We start from the raw sequence: 16,446 nt of genomic DNA, 5'->3' as shown, positions 1-16,446 counted from the left end.
ATAATTACTCCGCAGGAATGTTTGCTTTCTGAACGTATGTCTTGAGCAGAGGTAATTCTCGAGCGACACGGGTATCGTAATTCGAACCTGGCTCGAATTTCACATCCAGTCCGGCCTTTTGCAATTCGGCACGTGTGGCAGGATCATTCACAGCAGATTCAAGAGCGGATGAAAGCTTTTTTTGTACCTCTGGCGGCAATCCACGCGGCGCCACAATGGCAACCCAGGGAACCATTTCGAAATCAGGGTATCCCGATTCTGCAATAGTTGGCACATTAGGCATTTGCGGGGATCTGGTCTTGGAACCGATCGCGATGGGCTTGACCTTGCCGTTTGCGATCATGGGCATCGCCGCCACGTTCGTATCGAAGGTCAAAGGGATCTGCCCTCCGATCAGATCGGTCATCGCAGGGGCACTTCCCTTGTATGGCACGTGAATGATATCGACGCCCGCCATGACCTTGAACATTTCACCGGCAAGATGAGACGTAGTTCCGTTTCCGAATGATCCATAGGAAAGCTTTCCCGGCTCTTTTTTGGCCAGAGCAACGAGCTCGCGCACGTTATTGGCGGCAAGCTTGGGATTGGCGATCAGCACTAACGGGGATGTTCCGACCTCGCCGATGCCCTCAAAGTTTTTCTGTGAGTCGTATTGCAAATTGGGCTTGAGCGCTGGATTGACTGTAAATGTGGTGTTGGATGAAATTAAAAGCGTATAGCCATCCGCCGGTGCTTTGGCGACAGCGGTTGCGCCGATCGCGGTACCGGCACCGGGCTTGTTGTCGATCAGCACGGTTTGACCAAGCTGTCGCGATAGTGGTTCTTGCAGTTTGCGCGCAACCGTATCTGTGGCTCCACCTGCCGGATATGGAACTACCAGCGTAATCGGTTTATCGGGATAGGCCGCAAACGCATGCGATGACAGAATAAACCCAATCAATGTGGACGATGCGTACTTTAAGAAAGGATTTTCAAATAAAGGCAGAAACGACATGATGAATCCTTAAACAATGAAATCGGTTAACTCTCTTTCGTCAATCTATGAGGCGAAAGCATTTCGGCGGTCAAGCCCCATTTTGCGATATGGGTTGGGATTGGCAAGCCTCTGACTAAATGCGCGCACGCTTCGCCCATGGCTGGCGAAGTTTGTATCCCATATCCACCCTGGGCTGCCACCCAGAAAAACCCTTGTGCCCGGGAATCGAAGCCTCCAAGCAAACCCGCATCAGCCACAAATGATCTCAAGCCTGCCCAGGTGTGCGAGGGCCGCTTGACCGATAAGGTCGTGACTTCTTCAATGCGGCTAATCGCAAGCGCAATGTCCAACTCTTCAGGCTGTACATCCTGGGGGATGACAGGATCCTGGTTAGCCGGGGATCCGAGTATGGCGCCCGCATCGGGCTTGAAATACCAATCTTCGGTGGCGCCATACGTCATCGGCCATTGACTGAAATCACAATCAGTATCGGGCTTGAACATGAAGGCCGACCGACGGCAGGGCGTCAATCCAACAGGTTGCGCACCGGCCAAGGCGCCGATCTGCTCTGCCCAGGCTCCGGCGGCATTGATCACGACAGGCGATTGCCATACGCCTGCGGAAGTTTTCACGATCCAGTCCCTGCCTGAGCGTGAAAGTCCTAACACCTCTGCGTTGCAATGAATTTGGGCTTGATGCTTGCGCGCACCTCGCAAAAAACCCTGATGAATCGCATTCACGTCCATGTCCATTGCATCGGGCTCGAGCAACCCGCCGGCAATCTTTTCAGGACGTAAAACGGGCACAAGTTCGCAAACTTGCTCGGCAGTCAATCGCAATGCACCTGTATCCATTTGCGACAGAACCGACCAATGAGATTCCAGTGCTGGCATCTGATCCGGGCCAGCCACCATCATCGCACCCCGAGGAGTCAACAATGGATGTTCAGCAAATCCTGACGGCGGGCGCATAAAAAAAGCCCGGCTCGCCAGGGTAAGCGCCCTGACCTGCTCGTTGCCATAACTGGCCATGTACAAAGCAGCCGACCGTCCGGTTGAGTGATAACCAGGTTGGGATTCTCGCTCAAGCACCACAACTTTGCCATGTGGTGCCAACCAATAGGCAACAGAAGCTCCCGCGATGCCGGCTCCTATCACCAGAAAATCAGCGAAATGATCGGCAGCGTAATAAACACTGGAGTCTGCCGTCATTACTTTTGACCGGCAATGCGACGACAGTGGTTCAGCGAAGCCTCGATCAGGTTGTCGCTTGCTTCAGGGGTTCTGAAGGCCGAGTGGGCCGACAGTGTGACATTTTCGATTTTGGTCAAAGGATGATTTGCCGGTAATGGCTCGATATCGAACACATCCAATCCTGCATGGCCAATCTGCTTGGTTTTCAACGCATCAATCATGGCCTGTTCGTTGATAACCGCGCCGCGCGCCGTGTTGATCAGAATGACGCCGGGACGCATTTTGGCAATGCGCTCGGCCGAAATGAATCCCCTGGTTTCGTCATTGAGCAAAAGATGCAGCGAAATGACATGGCTACGGGCAAGCAGCTCATCAAGCTCGACGAACTTGACACCCTGGTGAGATTTTGGTGACCGGTTCCAGGCCAGAACTTCCATGCCGCAACCGGAAGCCAGACGCGCCATTTCGGCGGCGATGCCGCCAAAACCGATCAGGCCGATCGTTTTTCCGGTCAACTGCACGCCATCGGTTCTGAGCCAATTGCCCGCGCGCATGCCACGGTCCATCGCGGCAAAGCCTTTGGCTGACGCCCACATCAGTGCGAAAGCGCATTCGGCTACTGCCGTATCGCCGTATCCTTTAATGATGTGGACTTCGATGTCAAGCTCGGCGAGCTCTTCGGGATTCATGTAAGAGCGGGCGCCGGTTCCCAAAAACACGACATGCTTGAGTCCGGGACACTGGCGAGCGATATCAGTAGGCACATTGGTATGATCCACGATCAGGATATCGGCATCTCCCATCACGGCGGGAATCTGGTCTGGCGTGATATCTGCCTGACGATTGACCTTCAAAGGGATATCGGTTGCGCGATGCAGACGCTCGGCGACGTCAGCCAAAGTTGGGTTAGCATCGATAAAGACAGCTTTCATGTTGAGAAATTCCTGATTAGTTCACACACCACATTGATTGAATAGATAACAGTTTTGTCAGATGATAGCGGATAAGAATACCCCAGAGCACGTTGTTGTTATCGGAGCAGGCATCGTTGGTGCGGCGAGTGCTTTTAACCTTGTCCAAGCCGGTCATCGCGTGACGATAATCGAGCCGGGCGATCCTGGCGACACCCATGCGACTAGCTACGGCAATGCCGGATGGTTGTCCTCGCACTCGGTGCTGCCACCTGCGTCGCCGGGCGTGTGGAAACAGGTTCCGAAATGGCTGGCCGATCCGCTCGGCCCGCTTGCGATACGTTGGAAATACCTGCCCAAGGCCACGCCGTGGCTGATCCGGTATCTGGCTGCAGCCTGGACTTATCCACAGATAGAAAGAACGGCTCGCTCGCTCAGATCACTGCTCAAGGATGCTGCGCAATTGCACCAGCAGATGGCGCATACCGCCGGCCTGGATGATCTGATTGTTCGACGTGGTTTATTGCACGCTTATCTTTCTCGCCAGTCCTTTGAGCAGGACGCCCGGGCCTGGCAAATCAGACGAAAGGAAGGTGTGCAATGGCAAGAGCTGAATGAGTCTGAATTGAGAAATCTGGAGCCGGATCTGGATCCTCGCTATACATTTGGCGTGCTCGTACCCGAAACCGGCAACTGTACCAATCCGGGGGCCTATACGGCCGGACTGGTGCGCTATGCACAACAACAAGGCGCTACATTGATCAAAGGCCAGGCAACGGGATTTCGCATCGAACATGGCAGGCTCAAGGCCATTCTGACGGATCAAGGCGAGATTTCATGCACAAAATCTGTGATTTCAGTCGGATCACGTGCAAAAAGGCTGGCAGAGATGGCCGGGGATCGGATTTCTCTCGAAACGGAAAGAGGCTATCACGCTGTGCTGCGTCAACCCGAGGCCGGCCCGCGCATTCCAACCATGTTCGCCGACTGCAAAGTGATTACCTCTCCAATGCAACAAGGTCTCAGAATTGCCGGCCAAGTCGAAATCGCCGAAAACGACGACACACCCAACTGGAGGCGAGCTGAAATCCTCAGAGATCTCCTGCTGACGCTTTACCCCGGTCTTGCACGCGATCTTTCTGCCGACCGAATCGATCTGTGGATGGGAAGACGCCCCAGCACCCCCGATGGCCTGCCCTGTATCGGTCTGGCATCCGGTTCTAACGACATTATTCACGCCTATGGGCATGGTCACGTCGGACTGGTAGGGTCGGCACGCACCGGACGTCTGGTGGCGCAACTGGCTAGTGGTCAACCTACGGATATCCCGCTGGGGCCATTTAGCCCTCAGAGATTTCGTTAACCTTCAGAAATTCGTTTAAATAAGAACGATTCCTGATACGGAAAATCTGCATATTAACAACGACACCATGAAACATGATGGTCATCGCGTTCGATTAAGATATCTTGTTTAAGCAGCACCGGAAAAAAGGAATCCATTTTGAACGCCGACGACTTACGCGACGACAGTGAAGATACCGAATTCACGCCTGCGGAACGCGCCGCCGCGGCAAAAAAAAGTACGATGGTCAGTGTGGTCGTTAACGTCTTTATGTCGACCATCCAGATCATCGTCGGCTTTATCGCCCAGTCGCAAGCGCTGATTGCCGATGGCATCCATTCCTTGTCCGATCTGGTGTCGGACTTTGTTGTTTTGTTTGCCAACTACCACAGTCAGAAAGATGCCGATGAGGATCATCCATACGGTCACCACAGGTTCGAGACAGCCGCATCTCTGGTTGTTGGCGGCTTGCTCATCGCGGTGGCGCTGGGCATGTTCTGGTCCGCCTTCGAAAAGCTGAAAGATCCTGATTCGATTCCGGATGTCCACTCGTCCGCATTGATCGTAGCCGCCTGCGCGTTGATCCTGAAAGAACTGCTATTTCGTTACATGCTTAAAGTCGCCAAAGAGGTTAAATCAAGCATGCTGGTAGCTAATGCCTGGCATGCCCGGTCTGATGCGGCCTCTTCGCTAGTAGTCTCAGTGGGTATTATCGGCAACCTGTTGGGATACCCGATTCTGGATCCGATAGCCGCCTTGATCGTGGGCTTGATGATCGGCAAGATGGGGTGGGAATTCGGCTCTGACGCGTTTCACGACTTGATGGATCGATCAGCCAACGAGCAGGAAGTTAAATCCATTACCGATACGCTATTGTCAACACCCGGGGTTTTAGGCGTGCACGATGTCAAAACCCGCAAAATGGGCGACATGATATTGGTCGATGCCCACCTCGAAGTCGATGCGACCCTGACTGTCGAACAAGGACATGATATTGGTGTGGCTGCACGCCATGCAGTCATGCAACGTCATCGCGTACTGAACTTGCTCACCCATGTCGATCCGGTGCACTTGCAAAAGTCATAAAAAACCATATCGCCCATATCGCAATTACCAAGGACAAAAATCATGTCTACACGTCCACGCATTTACATGCAAGAAGTCGCCACGCGCGATGGCTTTCAGAATGAAGCGCAATTCATTGCAACTGAAGATAAAGTCCGCGTCATCGACGCTCTGAGCGAATGCGGGTTCGCTAAAATCGAAGTCACCTCGTTCACCTCGCCTAAAGCGATTCCCGCCTTGCGCGATGCCGAGGATGTCATGCATCAGATCAAGCGTGTGCCCGGCGTGGAATACACGGTGCTGGTTCCCAACGTGCGCGGTGCAGAGCGCGCGCTGTCTTGCGGGATCGATGAAGCCAATCTGGTCATGTCGGCAAGCGAAACCCACAATCGCGCCAACTTGCGCATGACCCGCGAACAATCATTCGCACAACTTGAACAAGTTATCAAAGCCATTTCAGGCAGTCCGGTCGCAATCAATATTTCGTTATCGACTGTCTTCGGCTGTCCGATGGAAGGCGACATCAGTGAAGACAATGTGATTCAATGGCTGGATCGTTTTGCATCCCTTGGAGTATCGCGTGTCACGCTATGCGACACCACCGGCATGGCGTATCCGTCTCAGGTCAGATCAATGGCAATGCGCGTCAAGGCACTATTCCCGCACATTACATTCACGTTGCATTTTCATAACACACGATCCATGGCGCTCGCTAATACCCTTGTGGCGATTAGCTCCGGCATCGACCGGTTCGATGCCTCGCTTGGCGGCATCGGTGGCTGTCCGTATGCACCCGGTGCCAGCGGCAACGCCTGTACTGAGGACATGGTGCATATGCTCGAACTTGAAGGCTACGACACCGGCATCGACATGAAAAAACTGCTTGCCGTGGCGGCGCAACTACCCGGCTTGATCGGACACGATGTGCCTAGCCAGTTACTCAAGGCGGGAGGTCGTAATACGATCCACCCCGCTCCCGATTATGTGAAAGATATCGGTAAGTAAGCTTAAACGGCTTACTCGGCTGCTAGAGTGACTGAACGATGGCAGCCTCAAACATTCCAGCACGGTAATCCCGCAATGTTTGCTGAATCTGCTCATCGGTGTTCATGACGAATGGACCGTATTGGGCAATGGGTTCGCCAAGCGGTTGCCCGCTGATGATCAGCATGCGCGCGTCCTGTGAAGCTTCAACCAATAACGCATCAGAGCCGTTGTTTTGCAAAATCGCCATATTGCGATCAGGCACTGCAACATCTCCAATATTGACCGATCCTCGATAGGTATACGTGAACGCATTGTGACTGGCCGGTATGGGTTGAACAAACCTAGTTCCGGCCGGCAGATGCACATCCAGATAGAGCGGCTCGGTATCAGGTCGTTGCACAGCCCCTTTGACGCCATGGCTTTCACCTGCAATGACTCTCACCGTGACGCCATCACTATTGGTGTATTGCGGAATCGTATCCGATGCAATGTCCCGATAGCTCGGTTTGCACATCTTGTTGCGTCCGGGAAGATTCAACCAGAGCTGAAACCCTTCCATCAACCCATGCTCTTGCTCAGGCAATTCAGAGTGAATCAAACCACTGCCTGCAGTCATCCATTGGACGCTACCGGGAGTCAACAATCCTTGATTGCCGGCGCTATCGTGATGACGCATGCGACCGGCCAGCATATAAGTGACCGTTTCGAATCCGCGGTGCGGATGATCCGGAAAACCACCTATGTAGTCTTCGGGCTTTTCGTTTCTGAACGCATCAAGCATCAAAAAAGGATCCAGGCGCCTTTGGAGATGCTGGGTCAACACGCGCGTCAGACGAACACCGGCACCATCTGATGTCTGCACACCTTGCACGAGACGTTCCACTTGCCTGAAACTGGCACGATCCTGAGTGTTTGTGTTCGTCATGACGCTTACCCCTTAAACATTAAATAGCTGCTATTTGCGCATCCGCATCAGCAAATGCCTTGGTGACCGAATCTGGCCCCATCGCCAACCCTTCAGCGTAGATGAATGTGACATCCGTCATTCCCAAAAAGCCCAAAATCATTTTCAGATAAGGGACTTGCGAATCGGCAGGCGTATCGCGGTACAGACCACCACGCGCAAGGGCAACATACACTTTCTTATTCTTCAGTAAACCTTCGGGACCTTTATCAGTGTAGCGAAAGGTCACGCCAGCACGCGCGATCGCATCAAGCCAGGCTTTGAGCTGCACCGAAATCGCAAAGTTATACATCGGCACACCCAGAACAATCGTGTCGACAGACTGAACCTGGGCAATCAAAGCGTCATCCAGAGCAACGCGCGCGGCTTGCTCGGCTGTACGTTGATCAGCCGGCGTGAACAAGGCGCCCAATGCGGTCTCATCCAGGACAGGATGGGGGTTGGCTGCCAAGTCTCTAACGACAACCGACGATCCGGGATGCTTTGCCAACAGTCGCGCTGTAACGGCATTGGCAACCTGAGTTGAGTTCGACTGGGCGGTACGGGCGCTGGTATTAATTTGCAGAATGTTCATGTTGATGTCCTCTGGTTAAGAATTTATTCAGGACAGCTTTACTGTCTCGATAACCAACATTCTATTGATTCATTTATAAAGACAGAATCCATTAAAATGGATATCATTGTTTCATTAATGGAATAATTAATACGACTTGCCAGATATGAAACTCGATGCCAACGATCTCATTCTCTTCGCTCACCTGATTGAATCGGGCAGTTTTGCCAAAACAGCTGATCGTGTGGGTTTACCCAAGTCAACCCTTTCGCGTCGCATGACACAACTGGAAACGACTTTGGGTGAAAAGCTTGTCGTGCGCACAACTCGTCGACTAGAAATCACCGAATTCGGTGAACGCATTCTTGAGCATGCCCGAAGACTGCTTGAAGAAACCGAAGCGACCGCAGACCTGGCTCAACATGAACAAGGTCAACCCAGAGGGCTGTTGCGTGTATCCATGCCGCCCGACTTTATCGATCTGGACTTGACGCAGGTTCTGATCCGTTTTGCCAGTCAATACCCCGAAGTTCGGCTGGAGCTCGACTTATCACCCAGACGGGTCGATCTGGTTGCCGAAAGATTTGACCTGGCTTTGCGTGTCGCTTCCAAGCTTCCGGACGATGCCTTGCTAATTGCCCGAAAGCTGGCGGATATGACCACGCACCTCTATGCCAGCCCAGCATATCTAAAACGACACGGTACCCCCATCGTGCCGACGGATCTGGATGATCATATATGTTTGAGAATGATCAGTAGTGGTGGCGAACCAGTACCATGGCGGCTTTCCTCACCAAAGCAAGCCACTTGGGAAGGCATGCCGACAGGCCCTTTATCATCCAATTCACCGGGCTTGCAAAGAGAACTGGCCAAGCACGGCCTAGGTGTCGTGGGTCTCGCCGACCACTTTGCCACCAAACTGGTCGAACAAGGGATATTGGTTAGGGTGTTGCCCGACTGGTCATTGCCCCGAGTCACTATTTGGTGCATGACGCCTGGCAAACGCTTGCTACCTCAGCGCACGCTAGCCTTCATCGAATTGCTCAAGGACGCGCTGGGCAATTAGCCTTCAGGCTCGACTAGGGAGCCAAACGCTCGCACACCCACTTGTCACCAACTAGCCGGTAAACAATCCGGTCGTGCAGGCGAGACGATCTGCCCTGCCAGAATTCCCAATAATCGGGTACAAGCCTGTAGCCGCCCCAATGAGGAGGGCGGGGTGGATTCAGACCGAATTTCAAGCCATATTCTGTCGCCTTAGCGATAATCGAGCCCCTGCCCTGAATCACCTCGCTTTGAGGCGATGCCCAGGCACCAATACGACTGGCTAGAGGACGCGTGACGTAGTATTCGTCGGACTCTTGGGCCGATACTTTTTCCACACGCCCCTCGATTCGAACCACGCGCTCCATTTCGACCCAATGAAACTGCAAAGCGGCAAATGGGGTCGATTCGAGCGCCCTAGCCTTGCGGCTCTGGTAATTGGTAAACCAGACCAGTCCGCGCGCATCGCACCCCTTAATCAGCACGATGCGGCTCGATGGCCTACCGGTTGGATCCACAGTAGCCAGCGTCATGGCATTGGGCTCGGGAATCTTGTGCTTAAAAGCCTCGTCAAGCCAGAGTTGAAACTGCTTGAGCGGCTCGCTTGCCACCTGATCTTCTTCGAGAGAACCTTTTTCGTAATTTTTACGCAGATCGGATAATGGTGTGGTGCTGGTCATGTTTTAGAACCTATATTTCAAAATCAATATCGTTATCAGTGAGCCAACTTCAGTGTGGCAACTCCAGCAATAATCAGAAGGATGCCCAGATAGCGTCCCATGCTAGCCGGATCACCATAAAAAAGCACACCGATCAGAAACGTGCCGGCCGCTCCAATCCCCGTCCAGATCGCGTATGAAGTGCCTAGCGGTATGTCCCTTTGGGCAAGCCAAAGCAAAAAGCCGCTGAGCAAGATACTGAATACTGCGAAGATCACGCCCGTCACCCTGCTTTCTTCGTGCTGGGCCATCTTCAGACCCAGCGGCCAACCAACTTCGCATAATCCGGCCAATAAAAGATACACCCAAGCCATCTTGAATTTCCAGTGAAAGTTTATTTTTCGAATTTGGTATGAATCAGATTTTCGAAGGAAAACACCTCATCCCACTTGTCCTGCGTCAATAATTTGCGCTCTTTGACAACGATATCATGCAAGGATTTGCCGGTTTCGTACCCTTCACGTGCGATCTCGGCGCATTGTTTATAGCCCAGCGTCGGTTTAAGCACAGTAATGATGCCCAATGAATTAAGCACCATATCGCGGGTGTGATTCGCATTGGCAGTGATGCCATCAATACAATTCACGCGCAAACTGTTGATCGCGTTTTCCATCGTCGAGATGGACGTGAACAACGCATAGGTGATGACAGGCTCCATGACGTTAAGCTGGAGTTGACCGGCCGATGCAGCTAATGTGACAGTCAGGTCCAGGCCAATCACCAAAAACCCTGTCTGGTTCACGACCTCGGGGATGACGGGGTTCACTTTGCCGGGCATGATGGACGATCCGGGCTGCATCTGGGGTAGATTGATTTCATTGAATCCACAGCGCGGTCCGGAAGACAGCAAACGCAAATCATTACAAATCTTGGTGAGTTTGGACGATGTGCGCTTCAGGACACCCGATAACAAAACATATGCACCTGTATCGGAGGTCGCTTCAATCAAATCCCCGGCAAGAATGAATTTTTCACCGGTCAACTCAGACAGGTATTTTGTGGCCAACTCGGGGTAGCCCGGCGCGGCAGTGACGCGAGTACCGATCGCAGTGGCACCTAGGTTGATCTCGTGCAAAAACTGACGCACCTCGGATATGCGTTCAATTTCTTCGCCAATCGTCGTGCCCCATCCGTGAAACTCCTGCCCCAAAGACATGGGCACGGCATCCTGAAGGTGGGTTCTGGCCATTTTTAGCACCTGATCGAACTCAAGCGCCTTGGCATAAAAGGATTGTTTTAGCGCGGCCAGCGCATTCATATAATTGGTCAGCCGCAAAATCAACGCAAGTCTAAACGCAGTCGGATAGACATCGTTGGTCGATTGACCGAAATTCACATGATCATTAGGGTTAATGTACTGATAATCGCCCTTTTGATGGCCAAGCTTTTCAAGCGCAATGTTGGCGATGACTTCATTGGCGTTCATATTGGTCGAGGTGCCGGCCCCGCCCTGAATGAAGTCGGTGACGAACTGATCACGATATCTGCCGTCGATCAGTTGATCGCAAGCGTAAATGATGGCATCGGCAATGGTGCGATCCAACACACCCAGATCGCGATTGGCCATTGCAGCAGCTTTTTTGACATATCCGAATGCAATCACGAAAAATGGTTCGGATGACATCGGTGTGCCGGTGATATGAAAGTTGTCTTTACCGCGTTGCGTCTGAACACCGTAATACGCATTATCCGGGATGTGCTTTTCACCGAGAAAATCTTTTTCGATACGTGACATGTCATGACCTCAAGCAAGGAAAGTTTAACGTCGAGCTTAGCTCAATCATGCCAGAAAAAGATTACGGCACATGCTATTTCTGCACGTGCCGTAATAATTTTTACAAAAAATCAGGGCTTGAACTTAACCAGTGGTTGCCCAGTCATTTCCAACTGAGGTCGCATGTCCTTGTAACCTTGAATAATCTTGTTCTTGTAAGCCTGTCCGGACATCCAGACCGGATCAATGCCCATTTTTTTTAACCCATCAGTCAACTCAGGATCTTTCATGGCATCAGCCAAGGCAGCTTCCAGACGTTTGCGTACGTCCTGAGGAGTACCTTTGGGCAAGGCCAATCCCATCCATGAGTTGATCGACACATCAAAACCGGCTTCTTTCATAGTTGGAACATCCGGCTTATCGGACCAACGCTCAGGACTGACAGAGGCCAGCAGGCGAACGCGACCCGAATCGATTTGAGGAATTATTTCAGAAGGAGTCTGAACGGTCGCTGCCACATGATCGCTTGCAACGGCAGAGACACTTTCAGTGCCAGACTTATACAGTACCTGTTCAAACTTTGCACCGCTCAGTTTGGCTAATTCGAAGAAAGCGATATTGTTCGGCGCACCGGGCACACCGAAGAAAAAAGGTTTTGGTGATTTCTTGGCCGCATCGACAAATTCGGCAACCGTCTTATAAGGGGAATTCGCATTGACAACAAGGCCGTAACGGTAACGTCCAAAAGCGCCGACATAATCGAAATCCTCTATCGAGTAAGGTACTTCGATCAAATGCGGCACCATCGCAATCGAGGCATACGTCACAACGCCCACCGTATAACCATCAGGCTTGGATCGTGCCACAAAGGCAGGTCCCAACGTTGCCTGAGCTCCAGGCTTATTGGCGACGATAACTGGTTTTTTCAATTGCTTTTCGAGCGCCTTCGCAAGCAAGCGCGTACCGACGTCAGTCACTCCACCGGCACCATAATTAACGACCAGTTGAATCTCCTGATCAGGATACGCAGCCTGGGCAAAAGCACATGCTGTCGTAATCGTTAGACCTGCGACTAATGCTGATAGATGTTTCATATGTCTCTCTCTTGGATTTTTTTAATGAATACCTACATGCGAATGCCACCTTAATATCATCCCATAAATGCGCCACCATTCACATCTATGATCGCCCCTGTCACAAAACCCGCATCCTGCGACACAAGGTAGGAAATTGCACCGGCAACATCATCAGGCAAACCGAGACGATTGACGGGAATTCTGGATAAATAAGCTGAATTGGCCTGATCGCCCGCAACAGCCGCCATGGGGGTCATAATTCTTCCCGGTGCGATGCAATTTACGGTGATCCCATCCGCTCCGACTTCTCCGGCAAGTGCTCTGGCCAAAGCAAGCAACCCAGCCTTTGAAGCTGCGTAATGTGCCCCTGCGATTGTCGAAGCAGTTCTGGCAGCTTGGGAAGAAATGTTAACGATCCTTCCCCATTTCCGGGATTTCATGGGTTCAATGACAGCCTGAGAACAAAGAAAAGCGCCAGTCAAATTGACATCGATCACATCCCGCCATTCAGATTCATCCATGCTTTGGATACTGGCGCGCAATCCATTGTGCTTGGGTGAAATGCCTGCGTTGTTAATCAAAATATCAATCCGACCGAATTTGTCCAGGGCCGCCTGAACCATTGCCTGAACATCGGATTTTTTTCGCACATCACCGCAGCAGGCAAGAACATCGTTTCCGCTCGGATCGAGTCGCATCGCGGCCTGAGTGGTTTCGGTCTGATCCAGATCAAACAGCACGACTTGCGCGCCTTCATTGAATAAGCGTTGTGCAACCGAAAAACCAATACCGCGACGCGCTCCGGTAACGATAGCCGTTCTCCCCTCGCAGGAGTGTTTCAGAGTTTGTGTAGATGTTGTCACATTCAATCCGTCATTTCATAAGCTAATGAATCAATGCATTTGGAAAATCAGTCGATGACTAATTCGGGCGCAATATGACTTTGGATACCTCGCGTGTGAGACATTTCTCAAACCCCATCACAGCATCCTTTAATCCAAGTTCTATCGAAACCATCGGTTTGAATACATCAGGATCACGCGAAAGACGATCAGCAATGATCTCCCATGATCTTCTGCGCGAAGAATGTGCGCCTCGAATCTGCTGACTATTTCGAACAAGACTAGTCAAATCAAAACTCGCAGGGATCGAATGAATGCCCGCGCATACCAGCACGCCGCCACGCTTGAGCACATCCAGCCCTGTCTGCACGCTAGAGGCATGGCCGGTTGCTTCAATCACGATATCGACTAATCGTCCATTATTGATGTCTTTGATTTGCGCGGTTAAGTCAATATTCGCCGATAGATCAATCGAATGCGTTGCACCCATCGCATGAGCAATCGCCAACCGAGATGCGTCATTCATACCAACGACAATAATGCGAGAGGCACCCCGCCATTTCGCGGCGCAGATGATGGACTGTCCAATCGTGCCCGGACCCAAGACAACAACGGTGTCTCCGGCTTTGACGTCTGCGACATTTGCAGCGTGATCACCTACGGCTAAGGGTTCGATTAAGGCGGCGAGAACGGGATTTGTTGATGGAGCAAGCTTTAGGCAACTCATTGAAGGTGCGATCACAAATCGCGCAAATGCACCGTTCTTAGTTAACCCGATTGTTTGACGGTGCAGGCAAAAATGAGGTGCGCCTCCAACACAATCGCTGCAACGCATACAACTTGCAGATGGCATGGCAGTGACAAGATCGCCCTCTTCAAAACCCGATACACTGGATCCGATTTTTACGATACGACCGGAAAACTCATGCCCAAGTGTGACGGGTAACTTTGATTGCATGAACTCATAGCCCTTGGTCCATTCGTAAACATGCACATCGGATCCGCAAATTCCGGCTGCTTCGACTTCAATAAGCACCTGATCCGATTCAGGAGACTTGGGTTCCTGAATATGATCAAGCGTAACCCCTGGTGACGCGCTTGTTTTTCTGACGGCAAGCATTAGTTTGCCTCGTACCAAGTCACAGGAGGAAATGCATTCGGATCAGTGATAACGTCGATCACAGTCATACACTCCGATTTGACAGCATCGTCCAGAGCCGCGCCCAATTTGGTGGCATCCTCGACTCGGATGCCATTGGCACCGACAGCACGGGCAATCGCGGCATGATCGACAGGAACAAATTCGCACGCATCCGTAAAGTTTCCGAACTTGATGTTTTCGGCGTGCTTTTGATAACCCAGAATGCCATTATTCAAAACGATCAGAACCAGTTTGATTTTCATTCTGACTGCAGTTTCAAGCTCAGCCCAAGCATGCGCGAAACCACCGTCACCGACAACACAGAATACAGTGCTGTCTGATTTCGCAGTCTTTGCTCCCATTGCCATCGGAAGCCCCCACCCAAGTCCTGCCAGACCGCGTGGGGTCAAAAATCGGGCGCCAACTTTTTTTGAAACCATGTAATTGGCGATCCAGATCGATGAGTAGCTCGCATCAGCAACTACCACTGAATCATCGGTCAGTCTTCGATCGATTTCTCGCATGACTCTCTCGGGTCGAACTGGAGACTGATCGCTACCGACCAAGTCGGCGACCTCTGCCTCATGCGACGCCTTTGCTTGCGCAATCGTTTTTTCGATCGACGCCCTGGCCTGCTGTCGACGGACAAGATTGATTTTCTCTAATTCGTCAGTCAGTTTCTTGAGCGTCAACAGGGCATCACCGACAAGACGCAAGGCATCATAATTGCGACCGATTTCCTGAGGATCAATATCGATGTGAATATATCGAGCGCCGGATGGATACAACTGCCACGAGTCCGTGCCATTCTGATTTGTGCGATTACCGACCAAAATCACGACATCGGCCTCGGTAATGAGCGAACGCATGAATCTGGTTGATCCATTGTGACCCATAAAATACGAAGCCACCCCCATAGACAAGGGATGTTGCTCATTCGTTGCACCTTTACCCATTACTGTGGTCGCAATCGGCAAGTGTGCGATTTCCTGCAATCGAGCCAGTTCGGATGCCGCACCCGATGAATGAACACCGCCTCCGGCAATCACGACGGGACGCTCGGCGTTTGCAATCATTTCCGCTGCCTGATGCAATATCTCGGAATCAGGTGCTTGACGATCCAGAGGGTACGTCCCTAAAGACGAAGTGCGTGGCGTTAGCTTGACTGGAGGTGATGGTTCAAGCAATAGATCAGCAGGCAGCATCAGAACCGCCGGACCGGGGCGACCTGAAGTGGCGGCAGTAAAAGCCATATCAACATAATCGTCAATCCGACTAGCATGGATTACACGCCTGACCCATTTGGTGACTGGACGAAACATTGATTCATGATCAAGCTCCTGAAATGCGTTTCGGTCAGTCTGATCACGGCTCACATCCTGCACTAGAGCAACAATGGGTATCGATGCTTTTAAAGCTTCGGCTAAAGGAGCCACGAGTAATGCAGCCGCCGGTCCGTTTTGCGCCGTCACTACTCCGACTTTGCCACTCATGCGCGCATAACCGTCGGCCATGTAGCCACCAGTATTTTCTTGACGATACGCAATCTGCCTGATCCCAAACTCTTTACCAGCCAAATGAACCATCGATGGAAGGCTTTGCCCGAAAACAACGCTGACTCCATGACGCTTCAAACTCGCGGCAATACGATGGGCAACCGTATTTTCAAAAAGAAGGCCACGAGGGTTAATTGCACGGTCCGTTGCTGGCGATCGCATTTTTAGAAGTCTCCCAATATTAGTTATTGATATTTAAGATCTTTTTTACCTTCAATATTACACAAAAGATAAATCGGGTGGAAAACATATCTTTCCTCCAGCAAAATGAATCTTTCACGCGTTAAATGAGTAGTCCATTTTTCATTCAAACATTACCAAATCGTAACCTTCATATCAGCATAAAAGACATGATGGCTCTGT

At 51.6% G+C, this 16,446-nt stretch carries 16 protein-coding genes; 4 read left to right on the top strand and 12 right to left on the bottom strand.

Annotated features, from left to right (window positions below; translation table 11 throughout):
* Positions 1–4: 4 nt before the first annotated feature.
* Genes G3I67_RS00775 through G3I67_RS00765 form a run of 3 tightly spaced genes read right to left on the bottom strand, consistent with a single transcriptional unit; the run spans position 5 to position 3,101 of the window.
* Positions 5–994, bottom strand: coding sequence for a Bug family tripartite tricarboxylate transporter substrate binding protein (locus G3I67_RS00775; RefSeq protein ID WP_163651085.1), 990 nt, complete (start codon positions 992–994; stop codon positions 5–7).
* Positions 995–1,020: 26 nt separating this feature from the next.
* Entirely contained in the window at positions 1,021–2,187 is a 1,167-nt protein-coding gene (locus G3I67_RS00770) for an NAD(P)/FAD-dependent oxidoreductase (protein WP_163651084.1), read from the bottom strand.
* Entirely contained in the window at positions 2,187–3,101 is a 915-nt protein-coding gene (locus G3I67_RS00765) for an NAD(P)-dependent oxidoreductase (protein ID WP_163651083.1), read from the bottom strand. The genes G3I67_RS00770 and G3I67_RS00765 overlap by 1 nt, the downstream gene beginning before the upstream one ends.
* A gap of 61 nt (positions 3,102–3,162) precedes the next feature.
* On the opposite strand from G3I67_RS00765, the gene G3I67_RS00760 reads away from it, so the two are divergent.
* The 3 genes from G3I67_RS00760 (at position 3,163) to G3I67_RS00750 (ending at position 6,492) form a co-directional block, all read left to right on the top strand.
* The gene (locus G3I67_RS00760; RefSeq protein WP_163651082.1) at positions 3,163–4,443 is read left to right on the top strand and encodes an NAD(P)/FAD-dependent oxidoreductase; all 1,281 of its coding nucleotides are present in this window, start codon (positions 3,163–3,165) and stop codon (positions 4,441–4,443) included.
* Between the two features lie 138 nt (positions 4,444–4,581).
* Positions 4,582–5,508: a cation diffusion facilitator family transporter gene (locus G3I67_RS00755; RefSeq protein ID WP_163651081.1), complete on the top strand. Its 927-nt coding sequence runs from the start codon at positions 4,582–4,584 to the stop codon at positions 5,506–5,508.
* 42 nt (positions 5,509–5,550) lie between these two features.
* Entirely contained in the window at positions 5,551–6,492 is a 942-nt protein-coding gene (locus tag G3I67_RS00750; RefSeq protein ID WP_163651080.1) for a hydroxymethylglutaryl-CoA lyase, read from the top strand.
* Positions 6,493–6,514: 22 nt separating this feature from the next.
* Here G3I67_RS00750 and G3I67_RS00745 read toward each other — a convergent pair whose 3' ends face one another.
* Both G3I67_RS00745 and G3I67_RS00740 read right to left on the bottom strand, forming a co-directional pair.
* Positions 6,515–7,399: a pirin family protein gene (locus G3I67_RS00745; RefSeq protein ID WP_163651079.1), complete on the bottom strand. Its 885-nt coding sequence runs from the start codon at positions 7,397–7,399 to the stop codon at positions 6,515–6,517.
* 19 nt (positions 7,400–7,418) lie between these two features.
* Positions 7,419–8,012, bottom strand: coding sequence for an FMN-dependent NADH-azoreductase (locus G3I67_RS00740; RefSeq protein WP_163651078.1), 594 nt, complete (start codon positions 8,010–8,012; stop codon positions 7,419–7,421).
* Between the two features lie 145 nt (positions 8,013–8,157).
* Here G3I67_RS00740 and G3I67_RS00735 point away from each other — a divergent pair, with 145 nt between their 5' ends.
* The gene (locus tag G3I67_RS00735) at positions 8,158–9,057 is read left to right on the top strand and encodes a LysR family transcriptional regulator (RefSeq protein WP_163651077.1); all 900 of its coding nucleotides are present in this window, start codon (positions 8,158–8,160) and stop codon (positions 9,055–9,057) included.
* 13 nt (positions 9,058–9,070) lie between these two features.
* On the opposite strand, the gene pdxH is transcribed toward G3I67_RS00735, so the two are convergent.
* The 7 genes from pdxH to G3I67_RS00700 form a co-directional block, all read right to left on the bottom strand.
* On the bottom strand, positions 9,071–9,715 hold the full coding sequence (gene pdxH, locus G3I67_RS00730; RefSeq protein WP_163651076.1) for a pyridoxamine 5'-phosphate oxidase: 645 nt from the start codon (positions 9,713–9,715) through the stop codon (positions 9,071–9,073).
* A 35-nt stretch (positions 9,716–9,750) separates the two neighbouring features.
* Positions 9,751–10,068 carry a DMT family transporter gene (locus G3I67_RS00725; RefSeq protein WP_163651075.1) on the bottom strand — a complete coding sequence of 106 codons (318 nt, stop codon included), beginning with the start codon at positions 10,066–10,068 and terminating at the stop codon, positions 9,751–9,753.
* A gap of 20 nt (positions 10,069–10,088) precedes the next feature.
* Positions 10,089–11,489: an aspartate ammonia-lyase gene (locus G3I67_RS00720; RefSeq protein WP_163651074.1), complete on the bottom strand. Its 1,401-nt coding sequence runs from the start codon at positions 11,487–11,489 to the stop codon at positions 10,089–10,091.
* Positions 11,490–11,599: 110 nt separating this feature from the next.
* A complete protein-coding gene (locus G3I67_RS00715; RefSeq protein WP_163651073.1) occupies positions 11,600–12,562 on the bottom strand; it encodes a Bug family tripartite tricarboxylate transporter substrate binding protein in 963 nt (320 codons plus the stop codon).
* Between the two features lie 56 nt (positions 12,563–12,618).
* On the bottom strand, positions 12,619–13,407 hold the full coding sequence (locus G3I67_RS00710) for an SDR family oxidoreductase (RefSeq protein ID WP_203583500.1): 789 nt from the start codon (positions 13,405–13,407) through the stop codon (positions 12,619–12,621).
* 58 nt (positions 13,408–13,465) lie between these two features.
* A complete protein-coding gene (locus tag G3I67_RS00705; protein ID WP_163651072.1) occupies positions 13,466–14,506 on the bottom strand; it encodes a zinc-dependent alcohol dehydrogenase in 1,041 nt (346 codons plus the stop codon).
* Positions 14,506–16,245, bottom strand: coding sequence for an acetolactate synthase catalytic subunit (locus G3I67_RS00700; protein WP_163651071.1), 1,740 nt, complete (start codon positions 16,243–16,245; stop codon positions 14,506–14,508). Before G3I67_RS00700 ends, G3I67_RS00705 begins: the two co-directional genes overlap by 1 nt.
* Positions 16,246–16,446: the final 201 nt, after the last annotated feature.

Source organism: Sheuella amnicola (genome assembly GCF_010499255.1).
GTDB classification, from domain to species: domain Bacteria; phylum Pseudomonadota; class Gammaproteobacteria; order Burkholderiales; family Burkholderiaceae_B; genus Zwartia; species Zwartia amnicola.
Note: the sequence above shows the minus strand (reverse complement) of the source record. Positions and strands in the feature narration are given on the sequence as shown.

Bases quoted from the DNA above. Each gene is read 5' to 3' on its own strand.
- G3I67_RS00715 (WP_163651073.1), bottom strand. From the start codon at position 12,562: ATGAAACATCTATCAGCATTAGTCGCAGGTCTAACGATTACGACAGCA.
- G3I67_RS00740 (WP_163651078.1), bottom strand. From the start codon at position 8,012: ATGAACATTCTGCAAATTAATACCAGCGCCCGTACCGCCCAGTCGAAC.
- G3I67_RS00765 (WP_163651083.1), bottom strand. From the start codon at position 3,101: ATGAAAGCTGTCTTTATCGATGCTAACCCAACTTTGGCTGACGTCGCC.
- G3I67_RS00705 (WP_163651072.1), bottom strand. From the start codon at position 14,506: ATGCTTGCCGTCAGAAAAACAAGCGCGTCACCAGGGGTTACGCTTGAT.
- G3I67_RS00735 (WP_163651077.1), top strand. From the start codon at position 8,158: ATGAAACTCGATGCCAACGATCTCATTCTCTTCGCTCACCTGATTGAA.
- G3I67_RS00700 (WP_163651071.1), bottom strand. From the start codon at position 16,245: ATGCGATCGCCAGCAACGGACCGTGCAATTAACCCTCGTGGCCTTCTT.
- G3I67_RS00750 (WP_163651080.1), top strand. From the start codon at position 5,551: ATGTCTACACGTCCACGCATTTACATGCAAGAAGTCGCCACGCGCGAT.
- pdxH (WP_163651076.1), bottom strand. From the start codon at position 9,715: ATGACCAGCACCACACCATTATCCGATCTGCGTAAAAATTACGAAAAA.
- G3I67_RS00745 (WP_163651079.1), bottom strand. From the start codon at position 7,399: ATGACGAACACAAACACTCAGGATCGTGCCAGTTTCAGGCAAGTGGAA.
- G3I67_RS00775 (WP_163651085.1), bottom strand. From the start codon at position 994: ATGTCGTTTCTGCCTTTATTTGAAAATCCTTTCTTAAAGTACGCATCG.
- G3I67_RS00770 (WP_163651084.1), bottom strand. From the start codon at position 2,187: ATGACGGCAGACTCCAGTGTTTATTACGCTGCCGATCATTTCGCTGAT.
- G3I67_RS00760 (WP_163651082.1), top strand. From the start codon at position 3,163: ATGATAGCGGATAAGAATACCCCAGAGCACGTTGTTGTTATCGGAGCA.
- G3I67_RS00720 (WP_163651074.1), bottom strand. From the start codon at position 11,489: ATGTCACGTATCGAAAAAGATTTTCTCGGTGAAAAGCACATCCCGGAT.
- G3I67_RS00725 (WP_163651075.1), bottom strand. From the start codon at position 10,068: ATGGCTTGGGTGTATCTTTTATTGGCCGGATTATGCGAAGTTGGTTGG.